This is a genomic window from Oceanisphaera profunda (assembly GCF_002157895.1).
In the GTDB taxonomy this organism is placed as follows: Bacteria; Pseudomonadota; Gammaproteobacteria; order Enterobacterales; family Aeromonadaceae; genus Oceanimonas; species Oceanimonas profunda.
On the sequence record NZ_CP021377.1, the window covers coordinates 933371 to 960201 of the forward strand.

The 26831-nt window shown below is 50.9% G+C and carries 24 protein-coding genes and 1 pseudogene; 16 read left to right on the forward strand and 9 right to left on the reverse strand.

Features of this window, described 5'->3' with window-relative positions; genetic code table 11:
- Positions 1-21: 21 nt before the first annotated feature.
- A pseudogene (locus tag CBP31_RS04065) lies at positions 22-1223 on the reverse strand (3-phenylpropionate MFS transporter).
- A gap of 106 nt (positions 1224-1329) precedes the next feature.
- Here CBP31_RS04065 and CBP31_RS04070 point away from each other — a divergent pair.
- From CBP31_RS04070 to CBP31_RS04085, 4 genes are all read left to right on the forward strand, one after another.
- Complete coding sequence (locus CBP31_RS04070; RefSeq protein WP_087038605.1) at positions 1330-2322, forward strand: ChaN family lipoprotein; 993 nt, start codon at positions 1330-1332, stop codon at positions 2320-2322.
- A gap of 80 nt (positions 2323-2402) precedes the next feature.
- Complete coding sequence (locus CBP31_RS04075; RefSeq protein ID WP_087034992.1) at positions 2403-2735, forward strand: DMT family transporter; 333 nt, start codon at positions 2403-2405, stop codon at positions 2733-2735.
- 39 nt (positions 2736-2774) lie between these two features.
- Positions 2775-3524 carry a glycerophosphoryl diester phosphodiesterase gene (locus CBP31_RS04080; protein WP_087034993.1) on the forward strand — a complete coding sequence of 250 codons (750 nt, stop codon included), beginning with the start codon at positions 2775-2777 and terminating at the stop codon, positions 3522-3524.
- A 233-nt stretch (positions 3525-3757) separates the two neighbouring features.
- The gene (locus tag CBP31_RS04085) at positions 3758-5095 is read left to right on the forward strand and encodes a DEAD/DEAH box helicase (RefSeq protein ID WP_087034994.1); all 1338 of its coding nucleotides are present in this window, start codon (positions 3758-3760) and stop codon (positions 5093-5095) included.
- Between the two features lie 110 nt (positions 5096-5205).
- Here CBP31_RS04085 and CBP31_RS04090 read toward each other — a convergent pair whose 3' ends face one another.
- On the reverse strand, positions 5206-6372 hold the full coding sequence (locus CBP31_RS04090) for a benzoate/H(+) symporter BenE family transporter (protein WP_087034995.1): 1167 nt from the start codon (positions 6370-6372) through the stop codon (positions 5206-5208).
- A gap of 181 nt (positions 6373-6553) precedes the next feature.
- Positions 6554-6988, reverse strand: coding sequence for a CBS domain-containing protein (locus CBP31_RS04095; protein ID WP_087034996.1), 435 nt, complete (start codon positions 6986-6988; stop codon positions 6554-6556).
- Between the two features lie 475 nt (positions 6989-7463).
- On the opposite strand from CBP31_RS04095, the gene CBP31_RS04100 reads away from it, so the two are divergent.
- The 7 genes from CBP31_RS04100 to CBP31_RS04130 all read left to right on the forward strand — a co-directional run bounded on the left by CBP31_RS04100 (position 7464) and on the right by CBP31_RS04130 (position 13505).
- Complete coding sequence (locus CBP31_RS04100) at positions 7464-8189, forward strand: energy transducer TonB (protein ID WP_087034997.1); 726 nt, start codon at positions 7464-7466, stop codon at positions 8187-8189.
- 3 nt (positions 8190-8192) lie between these two features.
- Positions 8193-8813: a MotA/TolQ/ExbB proton channel family protein gene (locus tag CBP31_RS04105; RefSeq protein ID WP_087034998.1), complete on the forward strand. Its 621-nt coding sequence runs from the start codon at positions 8193-8195 to the stop codon at positions 8811-8813.
- Positions 8810-9232, forward strand: a complete 423-nt coding sequence (locus CBP31_RS04110) for an ExbD/TolR family protein (RefSeq protein ID WP_087034999.1) — start codon at positions 8810-8812, stop codon at positions 9230-9232. Before CBP31_RS04105 ends, CBP31_RS04110 begins: the two co-directional genes overlap by 4 nt.
- A 455-nt stretch (positions 9233-9687) precedes the next feature.
- On the forward strand, positions 9688-11355 hold the full coding sequence (ettA, locus tag CBP31_RS04115; RefSeq protein WP_087035000.1) for an energy-dependent translational throttle protein EttA: 1668 nt from the start codon (positions 9688-9690) through the stop codon (positions 11353-11355).
- Positions 11356-11572: 217 nt separating this feature from the next.
- The gene (locus tag CBP31_RS04120; protein ID WP_087035001.1) at positions 11573-12112 is read left to right on the forward strand and encodes a porin family protein; all 540 of its coding nucleotides are present in this window, start codon (positions 11573-11575) and stop codon (positions 12110-12112) included.
- A gap of 263 nt (positions 12113-12375) precedes the next feature.
- The gene (locus tag CBP31_RS04125) at positions 12376-13191 is read left to right on the forward strand and encodes an AzlC family ABC transporter permease (RefSeq protein ID WP_227875130.1); all 816 of its coding nucleotides are present in this window, start codon (positions 12376-12378) and stop codon (positions 13189-13191) included.
- The gene (locus CBP31_RS04130) at positions 13188-13505 is read left to right on the forward strand and encodes an AzlD family protein (RefSeq protein ID WP_087035002.1); all 318 of its coding nucleotides are present in this window, start codon (positions 13188-13190) and stop codon (positions 13503-13505) included. The genes CBP31_RS04125 and CBP31_RS04130 overlap by 4 nt, the downstream gene beginning before the upstream one ends.
- 461 nt (positions 13506-13966) lie before the next feature.
- On the opposite strand, the gene CBP31_RS04135 is transcribed toward CBP31_RS04130, so the two are convergent.
- Entirely contained in the window at positions 13967-14557 is a 591-nt protein-coding gene (locus CBP31_RS04135; RefSeq protein WP_087035003.1) for a DUF4202 domain-containing protein, read from the reverse strand.
- A gap of 214 nt (positions 14558-14771) precedes the next feature.
- Between CBP31_RS04135 and hmpA the strand changes: the two genes are divergently transcribed.
- From hmpA to CBP31_RS04150, 3 genes are all read left to right on the forward strand, one after another.
- Positions 14772-15968, forward strand: coding sequence for an NO-inducible flavohemoprotein (gene hmpA, locus CBP31_RS04140; protein WP_087035004.1), 1197 nt, complete (start codon positions 14772-14774; stop codon positions 15966-15968).
- 115 nt (positions 15969-16083) lie between these two features.
- Positions 16084-16923: an HpcH/HpaI aldolase/citrate lyase family protein gene (locus CBP31_RS04145; protein ID WP_087035005.1), complete on the forward strand. Its 840-nt coding sequence runs from the start codon at positions 16084-16086 to the stop codon at positions 16921-16923.
- A 167-nt stretch (positions 16924-17090) separates the two neighbouring features.
- Positions 17091-17465: a glutathione S-transferase N-terminal domain-containing protein gene (locus CBP31_RS04150; protein ID WP_087035006.1), complete on the forward strand. Its 375-nt coding sequence runs from the start codon at positions 17091-17093 to the stop codon at positions 17463-17465.
- 150 nt (positions 17466-17615) lie between these two features.
- Here the strand turns inward: CBP31_RS04150 and CBP31_RS04155 are convergent, their stop codons facing one another.
- The gene (locus CBP31_RS04155; protein WP_227875132.1) at positions 17616-17780 is read right to left on the reverse strand and encodes an entericidin A/B family lipoprotein; all 165 of its coding nucleotides are present in this window, start codon (positions 17778-17780) and stop codon (positions 17616-17618) included.
- 349 nt (positions 17781-18129) lie between these two features.
- Here CBP31_RS04155 and chrA point away from each other — a divergent pair, with 349 nt between their 5' ends.
- Complete coding sequence (chrA, locus tag CBP31_RS04160; RefSeq protein WP_087035007.1) at positions 18130-19290, forward strand: chromate efflux transporter; 1161 nt, start codon at positions 18130-18132, stop codon at positions 19288-19290.
- Between the two features lie 87 nt (positions 19291-19377).
- Here chrA and CBP31_RS04165 read toward each other — a convergent pair whose 3' ends face one another.
- The 4 genes from CBP31_RS04165 to CBP31_RS04180 form a co-directional block, all read right to left on the reverse strand.
- The gene (locus tag CBP31_RS04165) at positions 19378-21840 is read right to left on the reverse strand and encodes a heavy metal translocating P-type ATPase (RefSeq protein ID WP_087035008.1); all 2463 of its coding nucleotides are present in this window, start codon (positions 21838-21840) and stop codon (positions 19378-19380) included.
- 240 nt (positions 21841-22080) lie between these two features.
- On the reverse strand, positions 22081-22473 hold the full coding sequence (gene cueR, locus CBP31_RS04170; RefSeq protein ID WP_087035009.1) for a Cu(I)-responsive transcriptional regulator: 393 nt from the start codon (positions 22471-22473) through the stop codon (positions 22081-22083).
- 121 nt (positions 22474-22594) lie between these two features.
- On the reverse strand, positions 22595-22798 hold the full coding sequence (locus CBP31_RS04175) for a heavy-metal-associated domain-containing protein (RefSeq protein ID WP_087035010.1): 204 nt from the start codon (positions 22796-22798) through the stop codon (positions 22595-22597).
- 266 nt (positions 22799-23064) lie between these two features.
- Positions 23065-24348: a purine/pyrimidine permease gene (locus CBP31_RS04180; protein WP_087035011.1), complete on the reverse strand. Its 1284-nt coding sequence runs from the start codon at positions 24346-24348 to the stop codon at positions 23065-23067.
- A gap of 770 nt (positions 24349-25118) precedes the next feature.
- On the opposite strand from CBP31_RS04180, the gene purH reads away from it, so the two are divergent.
- Positions 25119-26702 carry a bifunctional phosphoribosylaminoimidazolecarboxamide formyltransferase/IMP cyclohydrolase gene (gene purH, locus CBP31_RS04185; protein WP_087035012.1) on the forward strand — a complete coding sequence of 528 codons (1584 nt, stop codon included), beginning with the start codon at positions 25119-25121 and terminating at the stop codon, positions 26700-26702.
- The last annotated feature ends 129 nt before the right edge of the window (positions 26703-26831 follow it).

Consider the following 26831-nt stretch of genomic DNA (forward strand, 5'->3'; position numbering starts at 1 on the left):
CTTGGTATTTTCGGTCTTATCTCATCTTAATTTTTCTGTGCGTTCTGCGTTCTTCCGTTGCAAAAGGGTTTCTTCGCTTAGCAACGGCCAGCGTAGTAACCAAAACACCGGTAATACCAATGCTGCCATTATCCAAAAAACCTGCCCCGCCAGCACAGGATACAGCTGACCCGATAACGCAAACAACAGTGCCACCATCAAGCCCATAGCCAAGGCTGCATATAAGGCCTGGGCACTGGGTGCCACTTGGGGGCCAAGTCGCGGCTGATATAGCGAATGGCGCCTAAATGACTCAAACAAAAACTGCCCGCATGCAGCAGTTGCGCCACGATTAACCAGCCCAACTCTGTGGTGGCGCCCAGCATACTCCAACGCACCAAGGCGCAGGCCGCGCCTAAAGCTAATAGATGGCGAGCGCTCAAGCGCGCAAACCAGCGACCATTGAGCGCCAACACCACAATTTCAGCGAGTACGCCTAAGCCCCACAAATAGCCGATAGTACTGGTGGCGTAACCTTGCTGCTGCCAATACAGGGCGCTAAAACCATAGTAAAAAGCATGACTGCCTTGCAGTAAGGCCACGATCAGTAAAAAGCGCTTTATGCCGGGCCTACGCCACACCGCAAGCAAGCGCTCCCCTGCTGGCTCATCAGCAAGCGGCTGCGGCTTAGGTGTGACCGGCACTAAGCTCATTAAGCCTAACCCCAGCAGCGCCAGCACTAATAAGTGCAGCACCCAATGCACACCAAAGCGCTCACTCACTTGACCGACCAAAATATTAGCCAAAATAAAGGCTAAAGAGCCCCACAGCCGTGCCTTGCCGTAATCTAGCTGCACTTGCACGATATAACGACTGGCTAGGGTGTCGTTTAGTGGGATCAGCGTCGGATAGAAGAAGTTAACCAACAGCATAAGTAATAGCAAAGCCAGCCCGCTTTGTGCCCCATAAAAACCCACAAAGCCCAATACACTTAGCCATGCTAACAGGCGCAGCATAGGTAATAATTGCGCAGCCGAGCGTACTTGGTTCATCACCAACAGATTACCCAAGGTACGTGCCAGCATACTAAGCCCCAGCAAAAAACCTATCTGGTGTGCCGACACGCCCACACTGTCTAGCCACAAAGACCAATACGGCAGGTAAATGCCGTAACTAAAATAAAAAAGAGCAAAAATAGCGGCCAGCCAAGTGGGTGGCGAGCAAGCGAAAGGGCGCAGCGTCATAATTTAACCCTAATAAATACGGCAATTGAAGATAAGGAGACCAAACTCTATTACCATTTACAGTCATTGGTTGTTGTTGCTTAATCCATTTATTAACCGAGGTATTATGCGCCTATTATTATGCAGGTTTTGCCCAGCCCTGCTCAGCCTATTCATCATAGGCTGCCAAGTGCACCCGCAAAACCTAGAGCCACCACCAACCTCTGTGTCGGCTGCAGATCTCACCACGCTCTATGATTATCAACTATCTAAGGCCAACAAGCGGCCGCTAACGCCGGTCCAAGCCGCAGCGCAATTAGCCGACTTTGATGTGATCATGGTGGGCGAGTTACATGGTCATCAAGGTATTCATCGTTTTCAAGCAGACTTATTTGCTAATTTGCTCAAACAACCGCGCCCTTGGGCCTTGGCCATGGAGCAATTTAGTCGGGATCATCAAACAGAAGTGGACAGTTATTTAGCCGGAGAATTAGGGGAAGATGCTTTTACTAAGCAAGCTCAAGCCTGGCCCAGTTATAAGAGCGATTATCGCGCCCTGCTTATGTTGGCAAAAAACGCCCAAACGCCAGTCATCGCCGCCAATGCCCCAAAAGCCATAGTGCGCTGCATCGGCAAATTTGGGCCTGAGTATTTAAAGGCATTGCCCACGGAGCAACGGGGCTGGATAGCCAAGCGACTGACCTTAATCGAGGATGATTACAAGGCGCGTTTTATGGCCAACCGCCATCATGGTCAAGCACCGAACGAGCAACAATTTGCCGCCCAAACCAGCTGGGACGACACCATGGCCGAAAGCATTGCTGACTATTTAGCGCAACAGCCCACCCACGCCGTGATGCTCACCGTTGGCCGCTTTCATATTGCCGAGGGCTTAGGCACAGTAGCACGCCTGCAACAACGTAACCCTAAGCTTAAAATCGCGCTGATATATCCAGTCACCGCAGATGAAACTGAGCCCGCGGCACCCAACACCCGTTCGTACAATCCGCCAATAATGTGGACACTCAAGGTGGCTGCCCTGCCGCCCGCGCGCCTTGAGGGCGAGCCGCTACCAGCCTTTAGCCTAGGCGAGCCTGATTGCCCCTTTATGAATAAATAAAGGGTGAATAAGTAAAAGGGTAAGGCGTTACCGAACACTTTCGTTTGCCGATTACAGGTTTTATTTTCAGAGGAATACTCATGCATGCTTACGGCTTATTAGCCATCGCCATAGTGGCAGAAGTGCTGGCTACCACGGCCTTAAAAGCCTCCATGAGCTTTACCCGTTTAGGGCCCAGTATCATAGTGGTGGTTGGCTATGGCTTGGCTTTTTGGCTACTGACACTGGTAATGCGCACCGTGCCGGTCGGGTTAGCTTATGCAATTTGGTCTGGCGCGGGGATCGTATTAGTCACGCTACTGGCAGCCTTTTTTTATCGCCAACTACCGGATACGCCGGCACTGATCGGCATCAGCTTAATTATCGCCGGTGTCTTGGTTATTCAATTGTATTCTAATACGGGTGGTCATTAAGGTGGCCATTAGGCCGCAAGTTATATTTAAGGAAAAAACATGATTATCTGCGGCCATCGCGGCCTAGCCAGTGTGGCACCAGAGAACACCCTCGCCGGGCTCATGGCCGCCCACCAACATCAATTAACTTGGGTCGAAATTGACGTACAGCTCAGCCAAGATCAACAAGTGGTACTGTTTCATGATCAACGCTTAGGTCGTTGTACAGATGGTCAAGGCATGTTGCGCCAACATACCTGGCCCCAGCTTAAAACATTAGATGCGGGCCGCTGGTTTAACGATGATTTTGCCCATGAGCGCATGTGCTTATTGAGTGATTACTTAAGCCGCGCCTGCGAGCTCAACATTAAGGTAAACATTGAGCTAAAGCTGTATCCCAAAGACTGCGTACGCGAGTTATGCCAGCAAGTGAGCTCGGTGTTAGAGGCATTATTTAACCAAGGTAAGTTCACCGCCGATCAGCTGCTGCTTTCCAGCTTTGAGCCCGCCGCTCTTAGTCAGATGCAACAACTGATTCCTGAGGTACCACGCGCCTTATTGGTAGAGCGGATCCCCTTTGATTGGTTGGCGCAATTGCAGCAATTAGACTGCGAGGCGCTGCACTGCCAGCACAATGCATTAACTCCAGCTCACGCCCAAGCCATTATCGACGCTGGCTATCGGGTGAGCTGCTATACGGTCAATAAACAAAGTCGCGCCAACCAGCTGGCTAGCTTAGGTGTGCATATGATCTTTAGTGATAAGCCGTTGAAACAAGCGCCAAGCGCCGAGCACCCAGCGCCCAGCTAAAAGAGCAACACCGTTTTTTATATTTAGGCTTTTAGATTTAGGCTCTTATATTTAGGAGCTAGGGCTTAGCACCTATAACGGCCCAGAGAGCGTAGTTTCAGCTTGGCGCTCGGCGGCTTGGTGCTCAGCGCTTTAATTTATTGCCCTTTGCGCTTTTCTGTTATCATAACGCCAGTTTGCCTACCGGCAATGCCTCTCAGCCGTCCGCCAGGACCTTATTTGTTCGGAGTCTCATGTCTTTTGCTTCCCTTGGCTTAAACGCCCAGCTTGTACAAGCGATCAATGAATGTGGTTATACAGAACCAACCCCTATCCAAACCCAAGCCATTCCATTAGTGCTTGCTGGGGGCGATTTGCTTGCGGGTGCACAAACCGGCACCGGTAAAACCGCAGGTTTTGGTCTGCCGATGCTGCAGCGTTTAAGCGAAACTAAAGCCAAGCCACTGGCCAATGGCCGTGCTCCAGTGCGCGCCTTGGTCCTGACTCCAACCCGTGAGTTGGCCGCACAGGTAGAAGAAAATATTCGTGCCTATGCCAAGCATTCAGATTTAAGAACGTTGGCTATGTTTGGTGGCGTCAGCATTAATCCACAAATGAAAGCGCTGGGCGGCAAGATTGATATCGTTGTCGCCACTCCAGGCCGTTTGCTGGATCACGTATCGCAGCGCTCTATCGACTTATCACGCATTGAAATGCTGGTATTAGATGAAGCAGACCGCATGTTAGACATGGGCTTTATTCGCGATATACAGCGCATTATCGCCAAAATGCCGGCTAAGCGTCAGAACTTATTGTTCTCTGCTACTTTTTCTAACGAAATCAAAAAGCTGGCCGAGACGTTGCTCACTAACCCTGAGCACATTGAAGTGGCTACCCGTAACGCCACCGCCGATACCATCGCCCAGCGTTTTTATGGCGTAGACAAGAATAAAAAGCGCGCCCTGCTTAGCTACCTAATTGGCCACCATAACTGGCGCCAAGTACTGGTCTTTACCCGTACCAAGCACGGTGCTAACCGCTTAGCCATGCAGCTGGATAAAGACGGTTTGCCGGCCATGGCCATTCATGGTGATAAGAGCCAAGGTGCCCGTACTCGCGCATTGAGCCAGTTTAAAGAAGGCAAACTGCGGGTATTAGTGGCTACCGATATTGCTGCACGCGGCATTGATATCAGCGAATTGCCGCACGTGGTTAACTTTGAGCTGCCCCACGTTGCCGAAGATTACGTGCACCGCATCGGCCGTACTGGCCGTGCCGGTGTGAAAGGCGAAGCCATGTCTTTGATTTCATTTGAAGAAAAGCCACTGTTAAAAGCCATTGAAAAGCTAATCAAACAAACAGCCGAGCTGGAAATCATGGAAGGCTATGAGCCACTGCCAGACAGCGAGCAGCCACCCATTGAAAAACCTGCCCCTAATCGCGGTCGCGGTGGTGCTAGTGCCGGTCGCGGCGGTCAAGGTCGTGGTAACGCCGGCGGCGGTCGCGGCCAAGGCGCAGGACGGGGTAACGCTGGCAACACCAGCAAGGCTCCGCGCAGTGCCAAGCCACCCCGTCGTCACGATAATGGCTAACACATAGCGCCAGGCGCCCAGCACCAAGCGCCTAGCTAAATAACCCCCAAACCGTCAGGTTTGGGGGTTATTTTTTGGGTAGATCTTTTGTTTAGCTGGGTGGTCGGCGCTTAACGCTGGGCACTGCGCCTCACATTCAACCCATGCACTATGCCGCCGACTACTAAGCCCCAAAAGGCGCTGCCGATACCAAACAAGGCCACGCCGGAGGCGGTGATCATAAAGGTCAGCAAGGCGGCGTCGCGCTCCGACTCTTGGCTTAAGGCCACGCTTAAGCTATTGCCAATAGTTCCCAGTAAGGCCAAGCCGGCAATCGCCATCACCAGCTCGGTGGGCAAGGCGGCAAACAGGCCCACTACTGTGGCGCCAAACAACCCCAGCAGCAGATAAAAGACCCCAGCCCACACCGCCGCCTTATAACGCTGTGCGGGATCGGTATCCACTTCTTTACCCATGCATACCGCAGCACTGATGGCCGCCAGATTAAAGGCAAAGCCGCCAAAGGGGGCCAGCAAGATGCCGGTTATACCGGTCCAGCTGATCAAAGGCGAAGCCTTCACTTGATAACCGTGGGCCCGTAACACCGCAATACCGGGCACGTTTTGCGAGGCCATGGTCACCACAAATAACGGAATACCAATACCAATTAAACTGGCGAGCGAGAAGCTCGGTGTCATTAATACCGGCCATGCCAGTTGCCAACTAAACTGCTCAAACTGCAATAAATCCAACCCCGCTGCCACAGCTAATCCGGCTAAGAGGCTAAGCGGGATCACATAGCGCGGCAGACGTCGGCGCAGTGCCAAATACGTTATTAGCATCACGCCCACTAGCCAAGGTTGGGTCTGCGCCGAGGCAAATAAATCCAAACCAAAGGTTAACAGCACCCCACCCAGCATGGCTGCCGCCAAGCTGGCAGGCACTAGTTGCATGATGCGGTCAAACCAACCGGTTACACCGCACAATAAAATCAGGCCAGAGCTAAATAAAAACACCCCTATGGCCTGACTCATGGACATACCTGCCAGTGCGGTGACTAACAAGGCTGCACCCGGTGTCGACCAAGCCGTAAGTATGGGTTGGCGATAACGCAGCGAAAAACCAATGCAAGTAGCACCCATGCCAAGACCTAATGCCCACATCCAGGAGTTCATTTCGGCGGGACTGGCCCCCACAGCAGCGGCGGCTTGAAAGATAATGGCCGCCGAGCTGGTATAGCCCACTAGTACCGCAATAAAACCCGCTGACACATGGGCAAAATGAAAAGGGAGGCGCATAGAAATCCTTAAAAACAACGGTAAGCGTTTAGTGGTTTTGTAGTCTACCGCTTTAGCTGGTAGTCCCGTCTCAGCGGGATTTTTATCTTGTGCCGTCATCCTGATGAACATCAGAGTCTGGTACTTAGATGTTTTGCTTTAGCTGAGCGCTTACGGCTTAAACGTACGGCTAGCCAAACGGTTAATTATCTTTTTTCAGCAGCTCGGCGCACAGGCGCACAAAGTCAGACGAAGTAACGATGCCAATCAAGCATTGTTTATCGTCGACGATAGTGAGGCAGCCGTGTTTATTTTTCAGAAAAAACGATACCACTTCAATCAAGGGTGCATGCTCATCCACCGACTCAAAGTCTGCATCAATAATTTCCACTACACGACACTGGCGCTCACGACGCTCCAGCGCACTCACGCCGTAGTCAGATAATAAGCTCATAATGGTGGCAATCATGCGCTTTTGGGTGAGCACCCCCATCAGCTTACCGGTCAAGGGATCGACCACAGGAATATGACGAATGCTTTTTTCACGCATCATGTCATGGGCATCTTTTAGCGTCGCGCTTTGATCGAGCGTCAGCAAGTCACGGGTCATAATATCGCCAACAGAAATTACAGCCATAGCGTATTTATCCTTGTGTTAACGTTAATCCAGCCCTTGCGGTACGCTTGCTACTGGAGGGTAAAAATAACAGAGTATTTTAAGCTTATGAATAGCTTAAGTCTTATTTTAGTATCTTGTGCCGCCCTGCTACAGATGTCGAGTCAAAGCATGGATTGGGTTTACTAAAAGGTGACTTAAGCTTGGTAATAGAGTGACTACAAGTTGTGTCACAGAGTCTGGATGCTTGCAAATACAAAAACAAAAAGCCCGTTACAGTTAACAGTAACGGGCTTTTTTCGCCCTCGACCATCATCAAGAAGATTTCAGGTATCTCGCTGACGCTAAACATGCCATCCGCATCTACCTTGACTAACACTAAGGTTTAGCGTGGCATTAAATGCAATTCATTATCATTCACAATAGACATTACCGTTAAAATCCGTATTCTATGGCGCAGATCCGAATCAATCCGCTTGCTATTTTGAGGTTAACTTTGAGCTTAAAACGCTATGCCGTGTTTGCCTTAGCATCTTTGCTATTGCACGGCTTAATCGCTCAGGCCATGGAGCCGGAGCCCATCACCCTAGCGGTGGCGCCGGCGAATGCTGGGCCTATTAGTGTGCAAATGTTGCCGACCGTGACTAAGGCTCCCCCTAAGGCGGAGCCTGTGGTCGAACCTACGCCAGAGCCTAAACCAGAGCCTAAGCCGGCCCCCAAGCCAGAGCCTAAGCCCGTACCTAAGCCAAAACCCTTGCCTAAACCCGCGCCCAAACCTGTACCTAAGCCGGAGCCTAAGCCTGTGGCCCCTACACCTAAGCCCGCTGCACCTGCACCTCAGCCTGTTGCACCCGCGCCAAAACCGGTATCGCAACTAGCGCCCGAGCCTGTCGCCAAGGTTGAGCCAAAGCCGCAACCGACTCAAGCGAAAGACAGCACACCTAAGCGCATTGACACACCCAGCTTTACCCATAAGCCGGCAGCCATTGCTTACCCGATACAAGCTAAACGTCGCGGTCAAGAAGGCACAGTGCTAATAGAAGTCTGGCTGGATGAACAAGGTAAGCAGATTAAACGTCTGCTCGCCAAGTCATCTGGCGTGAGTGCCCTCGATAGCGCCGCCTTAAAAGCTATCGTTAAATGGCGCTTTTCGGCCTATGTAGAAAACGGCCGCGGCATCGCCCACCGAGTTCATATTCCCGTTCGTTTTAAATTGGATTAAATCATGTCATTGCTAACTCAAATACATCAACAACTAGGCCTAATGAGCTGGCCATTAATTTTATGCTCAGTAATTACCTTGACCCTCTGGCTAGAAAGAAGTGTGGCGCTGTTATGGGTCAGCGTGAGTGGCGAGCAAGCCAAACGAAAACTGCATCAAAGTGGCGCCAGTTTCGCTACCGTTAAAGATGCGCAGTCAACATCACTGATTTTACGGGGCTGCAGCTTATTGGTTGCACATCAAAGCGCCTGCAAAGCGACTCGTGAAGACTTAGCCGGTGTGTGGTTACAGCAACAAAGACGCAAGCTGCATTCGGGCTTGCGGGTATTAACCTTAGTGGGCGTGATCAGCCCCTTACTGGGTTTGTTAGGCACGGTGTTGGGCTTAATGGAGATGTTTAAAAGCATCGGCTTAAGTAGCGATCCGGTCACACCAGCGCTGCTGGCCGATGGCCTTGGTTTAGCCATGAGCACCACGGCGGCGGGCTTGTTAATCGCCCTGCCCGCCATTGCCGGTGCCCAGCTGTTTGGTTTGTGGGCAGATCGCCTGCTCGACAAACTGACCGACGAGCTAAATCAGTGCAACTTGCAGCTGGAAGGGGTGCAGTTAGGAGCCAATTCATGATTGGCCGCCCTGAATCTGCCAATTCAAGTTGGCGCACGCTCACGCCAGACATCACACCTTTACTGGATATTATCTTTATCGTATTGGTATTTTTGCTGCTCACCGCCAACATCCCCCTGCAATCATTAGAGGTGGACTTGCCCAAAACCGACAGCGAGGCCTTGAGCGCGATATCTGACACTAAGTCCATCACCATTAATATGTTGGCGGGCACGCCTGCGTGGGCCATTCAAGGTCAAGAATACGAAGATTGGCAGCAATTTAAGCCGGCCTTAACCGCTCAAGTGGCGGCGTTAAAAGAAACCGACTTGATTTTGGCCTCCGACAAAGACGTGACCGTGGACAGCATGCTCAAACTGTTGGCTTTCTTGCAAGAACACGAGATCACCGCCACCCAAATATTGATGGAAGATGAATAGCAGCCAGTCGGTTGCTATCCACAATGTTGAATAGTTAATTTTTAATGTCTAATTAAGGGCGAATACCCCCTTTAACTAACAAACAGTGCCGAATACTTTACCTACAACAGAGCTACCACACCTAAAAATCCAATTGGAGCTAAGGGTAAGACCTGTACGTCAGATCTTGCTCTGCAGGATTTCGCGGCTAAAGCACGCGACTACATTCGTGTAATATATGAGCATCGGCGCCGCTGCGTAATGGTGACTGAGTAATTGGTCTTCATTAAGCATTCACAATTCAACATTGCCGTTAAGCTCAACGCTGGCTTTCCGCGCTCAGGCAAGTACCATATACGCCTGCACATTTTTACTGATTGTAGGCAAAGCTTTGCTTAACTGTTTACTCAGTTTTGAGTAACCCACAGCCACACTATCAGTTTGTTAACCTTCTGAATTATCAGGACAATATAGATATGGCTCAATTTGTTTATAGTATGAACCGCGTGGGCAAAGTGGTTCCGCCCAAGCGTCATATTCTGAAGAATATCTCTTTGTCGTTTTTCCCTGGCGCCAAAATCGGCGTGTTGGGCTTAAACGGCTCCGGTAAGTCGACCTTGCTGCGTATTATGGCCGGCCTCGATACCGAGATTGAAGGCGAAGCACGCCCACAACCTGGTATTAGAATCGGCTATTTGCCGCAAGAGCCTAAGCTTAAGCCCGAGCAAACCGTACGCGAAGCCATTGAAGAGGCGGTATCAGAAGTCGCCGGTGCCCTAAAAGAGCTGGATGAGGTGTATACCGCCTATGCCGATCCCGATGCAGACTTTGATAAATTGGCCAAACGCCAAGGCGAGCTGGAAGCCATTATTCAAGCCCACGACGGCCATAATCTGGATCACCAGTTAGAACGCGCCGCCGATGCGCTGCGTTTGCCGCCCTGGGAAGCCACCATAGATAAATTGTCTGGTGGTGAGCGCCGCCGGGTAGCCATGTGTCAGCTGTTGCTGGAAAAGCCCGACATGCTGCTGCTCGACGAACCCACTAACCACTTGGATGCCGAATCCGTAGGTTGGTTAGAGCGCTTCTTACACGATTACGAAGGCACAGTTGTGGCCATTACCCACGACCGTTACTTCCTCGATAACGTGGCCGGTTGGATCTTGGAGCTAGACCGCGGCGAAGGTATTCCGTGGGAAGGTAACTACTCTTCTTGGTTGGAGCAAAAAGACGAGCGTCTGTCTCAAGAGCAATCCTCGGAAGCGGCCCGTCAAAAGTCCATTCAAAAAGAACTGGAGTGGGTGCGTCAAGGCGCTAAGGGCCGTCAGGCTAAGTCTAAGTCTCGTATGGCGCGTTTTGAAGAATTGCAAAACCAAGACTTCCAAAAGCGTAACGAAACCAACGAGCTGTTTATTCCGCCAGGACCGCGCTTGGGCGATCAAGTGATCGACGTGACCAATCTGACTAAGTCTTATGGTGATCGCGTCTTGATTGACGACTTGTCCTTTAGCATTCCTAAAGGCGCTATCGTTGGCATTATCGGCCCTAACGGCGCCGGTAAATCCACGCTGTTCCGCATGCTGACTGGCGCAGAGCAGCCAGATTCAGGCAGCATCTCCTTAGGTGAAACGGTGCAACTGGCGTCTGTTGATCAGTTCCGTGATGACATGGACGACAAGAAAACCGTATGGGAAGAAGTGGCCGACGGCCAAGATATCTTGCGCATCGGCACCCTTGAAGTTAACAGCCGCGCCTACTTGGGTCGTTTTAACTTTAAAGGCATCGATCAGCAAAAGCGGGTTGGTGAATTATCAGGTGGTGAGCGTGGTCGTTTACACATGGCCAAACTGCTGCAATCTGGCGGCAACGTGCTGTTACTGGATGAGCCGACCAACGACTTGGACATCGAAACCCTGCGCGCACTGGAAAATGCCATTCTAGAATTCCCAGGCTGCGCCATGGTTATCTCCCACGACCGTTGGTTCTTAGACCGTATTGCCACTCACATCTTGGATTATAAAGATGAAGGTAAGGTGGAATTCTTCGAAGGTAACTTTAGTGAATACGAAGAGTGGAAGAAGAAAACCTACGGCGCCGAGTCAATTCAGCCTAAGCGTATTAAATATAAGCGCGTGACTAAATAAGCATTAATTTTTATCTGTTACTAAAGCCCGCTAATGCGGGCTTTTTATTGCTTGCTATAAATTATAAAACCTTGATAACAAGTCGAAGTTCATGCTGAACAAAAAATCTAACCACTTGATAATTAGCTAAATTCGGTTAGTATCTAGTCGTAAAATTAGAACCCAAACCTAAAAAATACCCTTGAGTATTTAATTCCAACAATAAAAAGTAGGCACTATGTTTAAAAAGTTAGCGTTTAAAAAATTAACGACAGTTTCACTTGCAGTAGCGGCCCTGAGCTTTGGTAGCCAAGCCATGGCTGAGCACTATGTGGGCGGTAATATTTCAGCGATGAACGTTGAAAATAGCTGGAATGGAGCTGAAGCTGACTTAGTGGCACTGTATGCTCGATTAGGTACAGAATTCACCGAAAACTTCTCTGGTGAAATTCGCGTCGGCACCGGCCTTGATGATGATAAAGTAAACGGTAATAAAGTAGAGCTGAACTACTTTTACGGTGCTTATGTACGCGGTACCATTCCCATCGCAGATGCTTTTTATCCTTATGCCATAGTCGGCGCTACTCGGGCGGAACTAGAAGAATCATCGCTTGGTCAGTCTATTAAAGGCTCTGGTACGGATATATCTTTCGGTGTGGGTGCTGATATTCGCTTAACCTCTAATACCGACCTGAATATAGAATACATGAACTACTACGACAAAAATGATATCTCTGTTAATGGTTTATCGCTGGGCTTTACTTACCGCTTCTATTAATAGCTACGCTAAGTTAATACTCTTAAAAGCACCGCTCTTGTAGCGGTGCTTTTTTATCTCGTGCTCTGGCTCCTACATGGGAATATAGTGCTGCGCAGCCAACACCAACCGCAGAATGCCGACCGGCCAATTCTCACAACATAATAAATGCGAGATGCAGGTCTCGATAATTTTTGGTGGGCTCAGCGCTGATTTTAATTCAACATTAACCATTCAAAATTCAACATTGTGCGCGGTAGCGCACGCGACTAGGCTCGCCCCTTGTGGGCCATAATGGTATTCTTAACGGCCCTTATATGTATGAGCCCAAACGCCCCATGGACACCTATGCCGCGCAGGCCAAGTTCGAGGCAGCTGACACCTGGCTTGGCTTTAAACAATTGTTACCCTTATCTTTTTTTGTGGGTGCCTTTGGCCTTGCCTTTGGGCTGGCCGCGTCTCAAGAAGGCTTAAGTGACGGTGCCATCGCGCTAATGAGCGCCTTGGTATTTGCCGGTACCTCACAGTTTGCCGCCCTCGATATGTGGGGCACGCAAGTGCCATTAGTCCCCTTGATGATCACCACTTTCGCCATTAATGCGCGACACCTATTGATGGGCGCTACGCTCTATCCTTGGCTGCGCTATCTACCGCCGGTGAAGCGCTACGGCCTTATGCTGTTTGCCTCCGATGCTAACTGGGCCATGGCCATGCAAGGCTTTTATCGCGGTGAGCGGGCGTTGGGCATTTTATTTGGTGGAGGCTTAGCAATTTGGTCATGCTGGATGCTGGGCACTGGGGTTGGCTTATATTTTGGTAGTGCCATTGAAGACCCGTTCAGCATAGGGCTGGATATGGTGCTGGGCTGTTTCTTGCTGGCCATGGCATTGGGCGGGCGCAAAGACAGCCGCACCTTGATCATCTGGTTCGTGGCAGGTAGCTCAGCCATGCTGGCTTATTGGTGGTTACCTACTAACAGCCATGTGGTGGTGGGGGCATTATCCGGTGGCTTATTAGGTGCTTTTTGGATGGAAAAGAAGGTTCCGGAAAAAAATGAGCCTGCGAATAATAAACAAGAGCAGGAGCAAGATAAAAGATGAACTTAGCCACTGCCGGCAATGGCACCTTGCTCATTATCATAGTGATGGCTCTGGTCACCTTGGCCACCCGTCTGGGCGGCGTGTTCGTGATGTCTTTCATCCCCTTTAATCAGCGCGTGCACCAGTTTATTACCGCTATGTCCGGCTCGGTATTGATCGCCATTTTAACGCCCATGGCCGTTAACGGGGATATAGGTGCCCGCGCCGCCTTGCTGACCACGGCGCTCACTATGCTGGTGTTAAAAAAACAACTCCCCGCCATTACCGCCGGCGTACTCGCCGCCGCTTTGAGCCGATATTTTTTCGTCTCATAGGCGAAGGGAGTACAGCGCCAAACTAAAGACTAAAAATTATTTGCCACAGAAAAAGATCTGAACTCACGGAAGAGGTCACGTGCGACAAGTGATAAAGCTTTATATGGTAAGAGCCTGCTCTTTGATGCCCAGGGGATTAGCTCTTACCATTAATAGTCCTATCTCGGCTTTGGCTTTTTCAGATTTGATCATTATTTTTCCTTCACTGGTCCGTGAGTTCCGTGGCAAATGGTCTTTAGTCTTTAATCCCTAAACCGAGATCCTGATTTTGATCAGGATGACGGTATAAACATAAACACCGCCATGGGTAGGCAGACATCGCAAAGCAATAGTTTTGCTGCATCAGAACCTGCGGTGCAGGTTTTCGCGGCTAAAGCACGCGACTACATTTGCGCACCATGTGAATATCGGCGTTGCTGTAAACACCGCCCTTTGTTTAGCTTGGTGCTCGGCGCTTGGCGCTATCCGTTCAACGCCTTGCCTACCAAAGCGCTTACCTCTGGGCTTAAGCTCAGTTTCAAGGCCGCCGCTTGGCCCTCATCCGACATCTTGCCCCAAGTTTTTTGAATAATATCGATCAACTTTTCTTCACTATGGCGAGTGGCAAAATCGGCCAAATAATAACGCATAAATACCAAGCAAATCACATCTTCTAACGCCTGTACTTCAGGGTCACGTTTTAGCTGTTTTTTCAGTAATAAGTCTTTAATTGCTGCTTGGTCGGCGTCGCTATACCCCACTTTAGCCATTAACTCCGCGGTTAAGTCTCCGTGAAAGGCGCCTAAATCCGTGCGCCAGCGTCGATAACCGGCGCGGTCCATGGGGTAACTCGCGCGCGCTATGCTCCAGCGTTTAATGTGCTGGGCACGACAAGCGATTTGCAGCAGTTCGCTGGCGTCGGGTACAAACTCAGCCTGTTGCTCACTCATGCGTAGCCCGTATAAATACTCTTTCGGCCACACTTGGCCATCCGCTACTTCTTGATTAGGATCTTGCTGATTCTCCGCATCAATCAGGGCTAGCACTTCTTTTAAACGGGAAACCGGTGTCATGGATAAATCCTTATTCTAAATGAGGGTGATACAGGCAACAGCTACAGCATCACAGGGCTACATTCTTGCCTTTAACCAGAAATTTGCAAGCTCAAGGCAAAGGCCAAACGAAACCTGAAGCATAAAAAAGACAATTTCTTATTGATGCATATCAAATGACACTATAAAATGCGCACTAAGTTGCATTTAATATACACATTAAGAGGCGTTAATTATGCTCGATAGTCGCACCAGAGAAATCGTTAAAAGTACCGTTCCTTTGCTCGAGGCTGCTAACACAGCACTTACTGAGCACTTTTATAAGCGTATGTTCCGTGACAATCCCGAGCTGAAAGACGTCTTCAATCTCAGCAACCAAGCATCTGGCCGCCAGCCTGCGGCACTGTTTAATGCGGTATTAGCTTACGCCAAAAATATCGACAATCCTGCCGTACTCGCCAGTGCCGTGGAGCGCATCGCTCAAAAGCACACCGGCTTTGCTATTACGCCGTCTCAGTACGATATTGTTGGCCATCATCTGTTAGAAACCATCAAAGAGTTAGCGCCCGACGCGGCCACTCCAGAAGTGATTGATGCCTGGGCACAAGCCTACGGCGCCTTAGCGGGTTTATTTATTGGTCGTGAAGAACAAATTTATCAAGAAAGTGAACAGAAAACTGGCGGCTGGCGCGGTTATCGCGACTTTGTGGTTGCAGAAAAACAAGCCGAAAGCACGCTCATCACCAGCTTTTTGTTAGTGCCTACCGATGGCGGTGAAGTGCTCGATTTCTTGCCCGGCCAGTATCTGAACCTGCACTTGGTCAGCCCTAAGCTGGCGCATAACGAATATCGTCAATATTCATTATGCCAAGCGCCCAATGGTCAGAACTATCGTATTGCGGTAAAACGCGAGCCTAATGGTGTGGCGTCCAACTTTATGCACGATGAAGTACAAGTAGGCGACACTCTGCAAGTGCTGCCACCTTCTGGTGACTTCTTTATGGAAGTGAGCACAGACACACCTGTGGTATTAATCTCGGGTGGTGTGGGTCAAACGCCGATGCGCGCTATGCTCGACCAATTAATTAAACATAAGCACACCGCCGATATCCATTGGCTACACGCTTGTGAAGACGGTACCCAACACGCTTTTCAGGCAGACATTCAGGCGCTACGCCAAGCGAACAGCAACTTAACGACCCATGTGTGGTATCGCACGCCAGGTGAACACGATCAGCCAGCCGAGCATTATCACACCCAAGGGTTTATGGACTTAAACCAGTTGAAAGACGGCATTAGTAACGCCAATACCCATTATTATTTCTGTGGTCCGCTGCCGTTTATGGCCATGGTCAAAGAAACGCTCTCAGGCTGGGGGATTGCTGACGACCGCCTGCATTATGAAGTTTTTGGTCCTCACGAGAGTCTGTGAACGTACCTAGATCGCACTCTTTACTGCCCAAGGTTTACAGTGTGAGCGCACTGGTTTAAATAGAAGACTCCATTATACAGCTACGACTCAGTCGCTCGCGTAAACAGGGGTTTTTATGGACATCAATGCGCTACAAACACTGCTTTTCGTTCCGGCCAATCGGCCGGAGCGTTTTGATAAGGCATTAGCCAGTGGGGCCGATGCGATTATCATCGACTTAGAAGATGCGGTACCGGCAGCAGAAAAAGACGCCGCCAGCACCGCACTTAGCAATTGGCTTGAAACCCAACCCGCCGACTCCGTTTTGATCCGCATTAATGGCACAGGTAGCCCTTGGTTTAGCCAAGATATTACCCTCTGCCGCTCCCGCGCCGTGGCCGCTATTATAGTGCCCAAAGCCGACGATCCCGCCGCCTTAAACGAATTGGCACACCTTAGTGACAAACCCCTGTTACCCTTTATTGAATCTGCCCTCGCCTTTGATCGTCTGGATGCCATTGCTAGCGCCCAAAATGTAGCACGCTTACTGTTTGGTAAATTAGACTTGGCACTGGATCTGGGCATGGACTACCCGCCACCGGCCGGTGAGCCCTTAGATGAAGCGGCTTTTCTTTATGCGCGCAGCCAACTGGTAATGTGCTCACGGGTGCACGGTTTAGGTGCCCCCATCGATGCGATTTACACCGCTATTCACGACGAAAAAGGCCTCACCGACTATGCACGCCAAGGCATGCGACTGGGTTTTAGTGGCTTCTTGCTTATTCATCCTGCACAGGTGACACCAGCACAAAAAGCCTTGGCCCCTACCAGTGCGCAAATTCTATGGGCCAAGCATGTACTGGCGGCTGAAGTCCGTGAAAAAGGTGCGGTAGTGGCAGTAAGCGGCAACATGGTGGACTTACCCGTAATGGCCAGAGCCAAACGCATTATGGAGTTAGTCCAGCATAAGAGCTAAATAAGGCGGTACGCGCTGCGCTGAACGCCGAGCCTGAAAACTCGGTGTTTGCTTTAGCTTATCGCTGACCGCTGCTGTTCATCATTTCCTCATCAAAGCATTTGCAGATACAATCCCTGTTTGATTTTCAGATAAGTGGCCTTGCCGCTTATCATAAGGGAGCCGTTATGCTGGTCAAACTGTTACGAAATGGAATTGGGGGCCTGTGGCAACTGGGCGATTTGATTACCCGGCCCACTAAAATGCGCCGCTCAGCCGAGGCTCAAACCCAAGTAGATGCAGCCTGTAGCGAATTGGCGCTGTATCAGCTGCCCCGCTGCCCATTTTGCATCAAAGTGCGCCGAAATATGCACAAGCTAAATTTGCCCATTACCTTGCGTAATGTGCAACCAGGCTCGCCTTATCGCGATGAATTACAAGCAGGGGGAGGACGAGTCAAGTCGCCTTGTTTACGCATAGAAGAAAACGGTGCCAGCCGTTGGATGTATGAGTCGAATGATATCATTGCTTACTTAGAGCAACGTTTTGCTAACGTTAAATAAAGCTATAACTGCAGAAAACAAGCTCTAAATGTTAGTAGCATTATCTCTTCGACAATACCGAGCCTTCAATTGAGGGCTCGGTATTTTTGTAATCAAGATGAGGCTCGTTCAACGAAAATGCCAGCAACGGACTACTGGCATACAAACTTATTAATAACTATTTTGCACATCACGGGCTGCGTCTGTAACTGCCTCACCGCCGCGCTGCACATCTTTACCCGCCCCAGCAAAAGTATTGCATGCCGTTAAGCCACCCACTAAGCCAGCTACCATCAAGACTGCCATTAATTTCTTCATCATAGTTTGTGAAAACATAATTTCGTCCTTCTTATCGGTGAGTAAACAAATTCAGTGTAGACCCAATTGCAGAGCATAACGACCGCTACCCTACTTAGTCGGACTCAAATTGTCGCAATTACCGTTGAGCAAGTGCCCTTATCAATTATAAACACTAATTAATAACTGCATGCTAAACATTATCAATGGCTCAAGGTGACCGCATTAACAGCATGCTCAACAGCAAACTGCCTCCCACTATGATCGCCAAGCCCCGCACCTGATTTCTCTTGCCGTTGGTTTTAACCAAACATTCATCATTCAAAATTTAACATTGCCTTAAGCGCGGTTATGATAGAGCCAGATGAAATAAGAGAAGGTAAGCATGATGCTGGAAGTGTTTTGGCAGTTTTTTAAATTAGGCTGGATTAGTTTTGGTGGTCCGGCGGCGCACATTGGCTATTTTCAACGTCATTTTGTGCAAAAGCTGGGTTGGATCCCTCAAGACAGATTCGCCTCAACGTTAGCATTGTGCCAATTTTTGCCCGGGCCCGCTTCTAGCCAATTAGGCTTTGCGCTGGGCTACCAGCGCGCCGGATTGTTTGGCGCCATCGCCGCTTTTATCGGCTTCACCCTGCCCTCTTTTCTATTGATGTTAGGCCTGGCGTTAGCTGGCAGCGCATGGGCTAATCAGCCAGCAGCCTTGGCCATCGTCACCGGCCTTAAACTATTCGCGCTGGTGGTAGTGGCCGATGCGGTGCTGTCCATGGCCAAGCAATTTTGCCGCCAACAAAGCACGCTGGTCATAGCCGTGCTAAGTGCCGCATTGTTATGGTTGGTGCCAAGCTTAAGTATGCAATGTGTGGTGTTAGTGGCCGCCGCCGTCATTGGCGCCTTCTTACTCAAGGCTGAGCCCAGCGAGCAGCCAGTGTCACTGGGCATTAACTGGCCGTTTATGGTGGTATTTTTTGGGCTGCTGTTCGTGATGCCCTTGCTGAGTCTGACCGATACCGCCGCTATTTTTGCCGATTTTTATCAGGCCGGCAGTTTAGTGTTTGGTGGCGGCCACGTAGTACTGCCCTTGCTAGAAGGCATACTGCTGGGAGAGGCGGCCCAGCCCAGCGCCTTATCGCAGGATGTATTTCTTACCGGTTACGGTGCCGCCCAAGCCATGCCCGGCCCCATGTTCAGTTTGGCCAGTTTCTTAGGTGCAGAGCTACACCCCTCAGCTCCCGTATGGGGCGCACTGGCGGCAACCTTTGGTATTTTTTTACCGGGATTTTTGTTGATATTGGCCTTACAAAACAGCTGGCACGCATTAGCGGCGCGCCCGCTAATGGCAGGTAGTGTGCGCGGTATTAACGCCGCCGTGGTGGGATTGTTGCTCTCGGCTTTATATCAGCCAGTGTTTGTGAGCAGCATAAGCGCCAGCCCTAACGGAGCCGCCGCATTAGCGGCCGCAGCCTTAGGTTTATTGGCACTGCGCACTTTGCGTTGCCCAGTAATAGTTCTGATACCTGTGTTTATGCTGCTGGGGTTTTGGATCTAATACAGCGCTAAGCGCCGAGCACCAAGCCAAAGCCAAAGCCAAACACCGTCTTTTGTTAAGCTTGGCGCCGGGCGCTTGGCGCTGCAGTTAAGGTTTAAACCTTTTCAATCTTAGGGCGTTGCTCACCACAAATACGCTCGACAGTGCCATGGCACCGGCGGCGAGCATGGGTGAGAGTAGGATACCGAAAACGGGATATAACACGCCGGCCGCGACCGGTATCAAACAGGCATTATAGGCGAAGGCCCAAAATAGGTTTTGGCGAATATTACGCAAGGTGGCATGACTAATGGCCAACGCACTGGGCACGGCGCGCAAATCGCCGCCCATCAGTACCACTTCGGCGGCTTCTATGGCGATGTCGGTGCCAGTCCCTATGGCTAAACCCACATCTGCCTCGGCCAGTGCCGGTGCGTCATTAATGCCGTCCCCCACAAAGGCCACAGGCCCATATTGCTCACGCAAGGCTTTTAAAGCCGCCACTTTACCGTCTGGCATCACCTCTGCTTTCACTTCATCTATGCCTAATTGCGCCGCTATGGCCTGTGCGGTATGGCGATTATCGCCGGTGATCATGGCCACTTTTAAGCCCAGCGCATGCAAGGCGTTGATGGCTGCAGGTGTGCCCTCTTTAATAGGATCAGCCACCGCAATAATGGCCGCTAATTTATCATCTATCGCCGCATACAGCGGGCTCTTGCCTTCTTTAGCCAGCTGCTGTGCTGTGTCATTAAGTGCGCTTAAGTCATAACCTAATCGAATCAGATAACGGTCGGCGCCTACTTCTACTTTTTGGCCATTTACCTTGGCCGCCACGCCTAAGCCAGACAAAGATTGAAAGTCTTCCGGCGTAGCCAGCGTTAGTTCGCGCGCTTTGGCCGCCACCACTATGGCCTCGGCAATCGGGTGCTCAGAGTGCTGCTCCACGGCGGCAATCAGCGCCAAGGTGTGGTTTTCATCAAAGCTGGGCATAACATGTAAATCGGTAAGTTCCGGCTGGCCCTTAGTCAGAGTGCCGGTTTTATCAAGCGCTACTACCTTAGTATCACGCAGAGTTTGCAGCGCTTGGCCCTTACGAAACAGCACACCCAGCTCAGCGGCGCGCCCAGTGCCCACCATAATCGAGGTCGGCGTGGCCAAGCCCATGGCACAAGGGCAAGCAATGATCAGCACCGCCACCGCATTAATAAGGGCAAAGCTTAAAGCTGGCGTGGGGCCAAACCATAACCAAGCGATAAAGGTGAGTGCGGCTACGGCCATCACTATCGGTACGAACACGCCGGTGACTTTATCGACCAGCGCTTGAATGGGCAGTTTGGCGCCTTGGGCTTGCTCGACCATGCGAATAATTTGCGCTAATAATGTGTCTTTGCCGATTTTGGTGGTCACTACGGTTAAGGCGCCGTTTTTATTAATGGTGCCGCCGACCACTTCGTCGCCTTGATTTTTCTCTACCGGCACGGGCTCGCCGGTGAGCATAGACTCATCCACATAAGAGCTACCCGCCTGCACGGTACCGTCTAATGGAATGCGCTCGCCGGGGCGCACTAATAAGCTATCCCCCACTTGCACTTGGTTTAGCGGTACTTCTTGGCTCTCGCCGCCCTTTTGCACCCGCGCAGTATTAACCTGCAATTTTAATAAGCGCTGAATCGCTTCGCCGGTGCGGCCTTTGGCTCTGGCTTCCAAGAAACGACCCAATAAGATCAGCGTGACGATCACCGCCGCTGCTTCAAAATACACATGCTGGGTGCCGGCGGGTAACAGCTGACCGGCAAACAGCACCACCACCGAAAATCCCCAAGCGGATACACTGCCCAGCGCCACTAATGAATTCATGTCCGGGGCACCACGCAACAGTGCGGGAAACCCTTGGCGCAAGAAGCGCCGACCAGGGCCCAGTAACACTAAAGTGGTCAATACAAACTGTATGCCCCAGTTTAGGGTTTGGCCTAAGGTCGCCTCAATCCACGAGGCCATACCGGGGATCACATGGCTACCCATTTCTAAAATAAACACCGGCAACGTCAGCGCCAGCGACCAGCCAAAGTCGCGCTTGAGGCTTTGCTGCTCGGCCGCTCGGCGCGCGTTATCGTCTTCCCGCTCCGCCGCTATGGGCTTGGCCTGATAACCGGCTTTGTTAATGGCCGCCACCAACTGCGCCTCATCCACATTGCCCTCAAGTACGCTCACCTGCGCACTTTCTGCCGCTAAATTCACGCTGGCAGACAATACTCCCGGCAAACGCAGCAGCGCCTTTTCCACTCGCCCCACACACGAAGCGCAGCTCATGCCGATAATAGTCAGCTCATATTGTTCGCTACGGGTCTGATAGCCAGCCTTATTAATGGCGGTAATTAACTCATTGGCGGAAACATCGGCAGTAGTGCTCACTTGGGCTTTTTCACTGGCCAAATTCACACTGGCGGCGGTAACGCCCGGGGTTTTCAGTAAGGCTTGCTCGACGCGGCGCACGCAAGACGCACAGCTCATGCCCGTAATGGACAGCTGCAACGGTTGCTCATCATGAGATGCGCTAGGGGTGGTCATGAGTGGCTCCTTAGGCTGGCAGTTATAGCATCAGCTTAAGCCTTACCATAGGGGAAGGTCAAGGCCGCAAAGTCTTAGCCGTACGCTTGCCATAAGTAGCCTTAGCCGTCTTCCTGACGCATGTCAGGATCTCGTTTTTTTTCACTTATAGAGATTAAAAACGAGATACCGGGGCAAGCCCGGCAAGACTGCATAAAAATACGTCTTCCAATTTTCGCCTCACACTTTACCCTTCACCCCTCATTTTTTTTGAGCAAGTTGTTCGAGAATGGCGCAGTGGGAGTGATCATCGCCAGAACAGGCAGAAATCATGTTTTGTAGCGTAGCTTGCATGGCAGCCAACTCGCGCATTTTATGCTCGACTTCGGCGAGATGTTGCAGGGCGACCTGCTTAACCGCACGACTGGGCCGCGTGGGGTTTTGCCACAGGCTGAGCAACTCATCGATTTGTGCAATAGAAAAGCCTAATACCCGCGCTTGGCGAATAAATTTAAGCACGTCGATATTTTGTTCATCATATTGTCGATAGCCAGCGGCACTGCGCGCGGCTGGTTTTAGCAGCTGAATTTGTTCGTAGTGGCGGATCATTTTGGCGGACAAGCCACTGAGTTTCGCCGCCTCACCTATGTTCATCAGCGTTCCCCAAAAAGCCGTGAGAAGTGAATGGTGAGATGTGAGGAGTAAATACCAAATCTGAAGCTCTAGCTAAGGTTTACACCTCACTCTTTACTCCTCACGCCTCACCGATTTCGACTTAATTATCGCTAATCTTGGGCGGGTAACCGGCGGCAGTTAGCGCATTTACCAGCTGTTGCGGGGTGCGGTTGCTGTGCACGGTGATCTGATGGTTGAGTAAGTCAAAATCGATTTCGCAATTCTCATCAACGGCAGTTAAGGCATCGGTAATGGCACCGACGCAATGGCCGCAGGTCATATCCGGTATGGTAAATTCTGTCATGTTGCTTTCCTCAGTTAGTAATGTTTCATCAACAGCTGCAGAGTAAGCGTTGGTGCCCTAAAGCACCAACGCTAGATTTTAGTGATTAAAACTATTTGCCACGGAAAGCACGGACAACACAAGGAAAAATAGTGAGCTTAAGAGCAGCGCTAGGCGCTGTTATTACTCTTCGCACGTGACCGCTTCCGTGAGTTCGGTGCTCTTCCCTGGCAGAAATAGTCTTTGTCAATCGCTCTGGCTCTTCGGTTTCAGCTCAGCGCTATTTTTTAAGCGCTTTTACGCCATGCTTGCTCCATCACCAGTGCGATCAAGGTACCGGTTAGCAAACCATTGCCTAATAGATATTGCGCCAAACCTGGCCAGTGTCGATACAAATCAGGCGGTAAAAACATACACCCTACGCCTAACAACACAGTGACGCCTAAAATAGTGCCGGCTCGTTGATCCAACGGGTATTTAGTAAGTAATTGAAACGCCAGCATCACCAGTTTAATAAAAGCAGCCAGCAAGGCGGCATTAGCAACAGGTGCCGGCAGCAAAGACAAAAAGCCCACCGCCGCAGGGAATAAGCTCACCCCCACCATTAACATACAGGCCAGCATAAAAGGCGCACGCCTTTGATCACCGGTGAGCTGAACAAAGCCCGCCGTGATCGGCAGTGGCACTACCGCTATGGTCGACAAACCACCGGCCATCATGTGGCTAATGCCAGATGCTAGGCTGCTACGATTCAGCGCGTTTTCCATGGTCGGCTGCTTGCCCTCCACCACGGTGGAGATAGCAGTAATGGCCGCCACTTGGTTGGAGATTAATAGCAAGGAGAACAGCACCGCGACCACCAACATGCCAATGTCGAGTTTGGGCGAACCAAAGGTGAATAAGCTCGGTAATTGGATGCCACTGCCCGTATTGGGCAGCGCCGAAGCACCTAAACCAAACACCGCAAAGGCGCCCCAGCCCAGCACTATCCCCACCAATACCGCATAGGTACGCACCAGCGCATGGCGGCTAAAGGAGCATAACAGCACGCCAATAAACACCAACAAGCCAATGGCCGCTACCGGCAGGGTCATCACGCCACTTTGCGGATCTGTGACCATGCCGCGCACAAAGACGCCGGACAGCTGAATCACCAGCAGCAACATAAAGCTACCCGTTACCAAGGGCGTGAATAAAAATAATAACCTGTGGGTTTGCTTAGCAATACCCAACACCAACATAATGGCGCCGGACACTAATACCCCGCCCGCCAATAGGCGTAATATCTCGCCACCTTCATAGCCTTGCGCGCGGCCAATATAGGCCATCACCACAAATACTATGGCCCAAGAACCCGCCGGCCCATCCGCCACCGGATAGCGATGGCCGATGGTGATTTGCACCAAAGAGCTCAAGCCCACCAACATCAAAGTGCGCTGCATTAAGCCGGCAATTTCACTGCCTTCAAGACCAAAAGCTTGGCCTAAAATAATCGGCAGTGCCAACGCATTGGCCAATAAAAAGATAAACCACTGGCTGACACTTAATCCCCAGCCCAAACGTGCGCGCATAACTGAACTCCAAACTAAAAGCCGCTAGAAGCTGTCAGCCTTAAGCCGTCAGCAATAAATAAAAAACGCCGAGCACACAGCGGCGCTGCTTTAGCTGCGCAGCAACATCTTTGCTCAGCCCTCTCCCGTGCCACCGTATGGCTTTAAATTCACACTGCTGTTCGGTGGTATATGTAGAACATCTGCATCAGAACCTGCTGCGCAGGCTTTCGGCGCTCAAAGCGCGCGACTACATTCGTGCACCTTGCAAACATCGGCATGGCTGTTTGACCGGGCAATATGCCACAGACTCAAATCTCAACGCAAAATCTGGCCGAATAAATTGGCCCCTACAAAACAGAGAGCATTCGGCGTTAAACGCGGAACAAGCAGACATCGCAAATTGTTAGTGTAGAAGCCTGCTTTAACTGGCTGGTGGCGCGCAGCGACACATACATTCGTGCACCCTGTAAAATTGGCGCGCTGGTTGGTAATTTTAAATTGAATTAAACATTCAACATTCAACATTCAACATTCAACATTGCTCGAAGGGCCGGTGCGCATGTAAACAATGACGCCAATATTAACGTTTTTCGCCACAGGAAGTCTCTTGACTCCTAAATAAATTAGGGGCGCAAGCAGCGGTAAAATACAGTAGAATACGCCGCCTCTGCTTAGCCGCAGATCCAGTTGTTGGGCCAGTACTGCATGCTAGGCGGTTTGGTAAAGTCGACGCGAGTCACGCCGCTTTTACCAACCCCCCCGATCGATCGTTAAAGGAACGAGAAACCATGGAAACTGCTCGACCCATTCGCCGTGCTCTGCTGAGTGTGTCTGACAAAGACGGCATCATCAATTTCGCCCAAGGCTTACACGCCCGTGGCGTAGAACTGCTGTCTACCGGTGGCACCGCCCGTTTGTTAGCTGAACAAGGCATTCCCGTCACCGAAGTGTCTGATTATACCGGTTTTCCTGAAATGATGGATGGCCGCGTTAAAACGCTACACCCCAAGGTACACGGCGGTATTTTAGGCCGTCGCGGCACCGATGACGCCATTATGACCGAGCACGGCATTGCCCCCATCGACATGGTGGTGGTCAACCTTTACCCGTTCGCCAATACCGTAGCCAAAGCCGATTGCAGCCTCGAAGATGCCATCGAAAACATCGATATCGGCGGACCGACCATGGTACGTGCTGCCGCTAAAAACCACAACGATGTGGCCATAGTGGTAAATAGCAGCGATTACGACCGTTTGCTCAACGAAATGGACTCAGGCAACAACAGCTTGACCCAAGCTACCCGCTTTGGTTTAGCCATTGCCGCTTTTGAGCACACCGCCCAATACGACGGCATGATTGCCAACTACTTTGGCACCATGGTACCCGCCTATCATGCTGCGAGTGAAGGCTCTGCTTTCCCGCGTACCATCAACTATCAATTCACTAAAAAGCAAGACTTACGCTATGGCGAAAACAGCCATCAGAGCGCCGCTTTTTATGTGGAAAACCAGATAGATGAAGCTTCAGTGGCCACCGCCACTCAGCTGCAAGGCAAAGAGTTGTCGTTCAATAATATCGCCGACACCGATGCCGCGTTAGAGTGCGTAAAAGAGTTTGATACCCCGGCTTGTGTGATTGTGAAGCACGCCAACCCTTGCGGTGTGGCACTGGGCGATAATCTATTAACAGCCTACGAGCGTGCTTATCAAACCGATCCTACCTCTGCCTTTGGCGGCATTATCGCCTTTAACCGCGAATTAGATGCCGACACCGCTAAAGCCATTGTTGATCGTCAGTTTGTGGAAGTGATCATCGCACCTAGCGTGTCTGATGCCGCACAAGACGTTGTTGCCGAGAAGAAAAACGTGCGCTTATTAGTATCTGGAATTTGGGCCGAGAAGACCAAAACGCTGGACATTAAACGCGTGAACGGTGGCATCTTAGTGCAAGACCGCGACCAAGGTAACATTGGCTTAGACGACCTAAAAGTAGTCAGCAAGCGCCAGCCTACGGACGCCGAGTTGCAAGACTTGTTATTCTGCTGGAAAGTGGCCAAATACGTGAAGTCCAACGCCATTGTGTACGCCAAAGGCGCACAAACTATTGGCGTAGGCGCCGGCCAAATGAGCCGCGTGTACTCTGCTAAAGTAGCCGGCATTAAAGCCGAAGACGAAGGCTTGCAAGTAGCGGGTTCAGTGATGGCATCTGATGCCTTCTTCCCGTTCCGTGATGGCATAGACGCCGCTGCGGCCGCCGGTATCAGCTGTGTGATCCAGCCGGGTGGCTCTATGCGTGACGATGAAGTTATTCAGGCCGCCGATGAGCATGGCATGACCATGGTCTTCACCGGCATGCGTCACTTTCGCCATTGATAAGAAGCTAGGAGCTTAATTGTTAGTAGGATAGGAAAAATCACACGCCGACGCGCTAAACCGCATCCATGCGGCGCTCAGCACATGACGTCCCTGTCATGTGATGGTCGGCTTAGTGATTACTTCCTA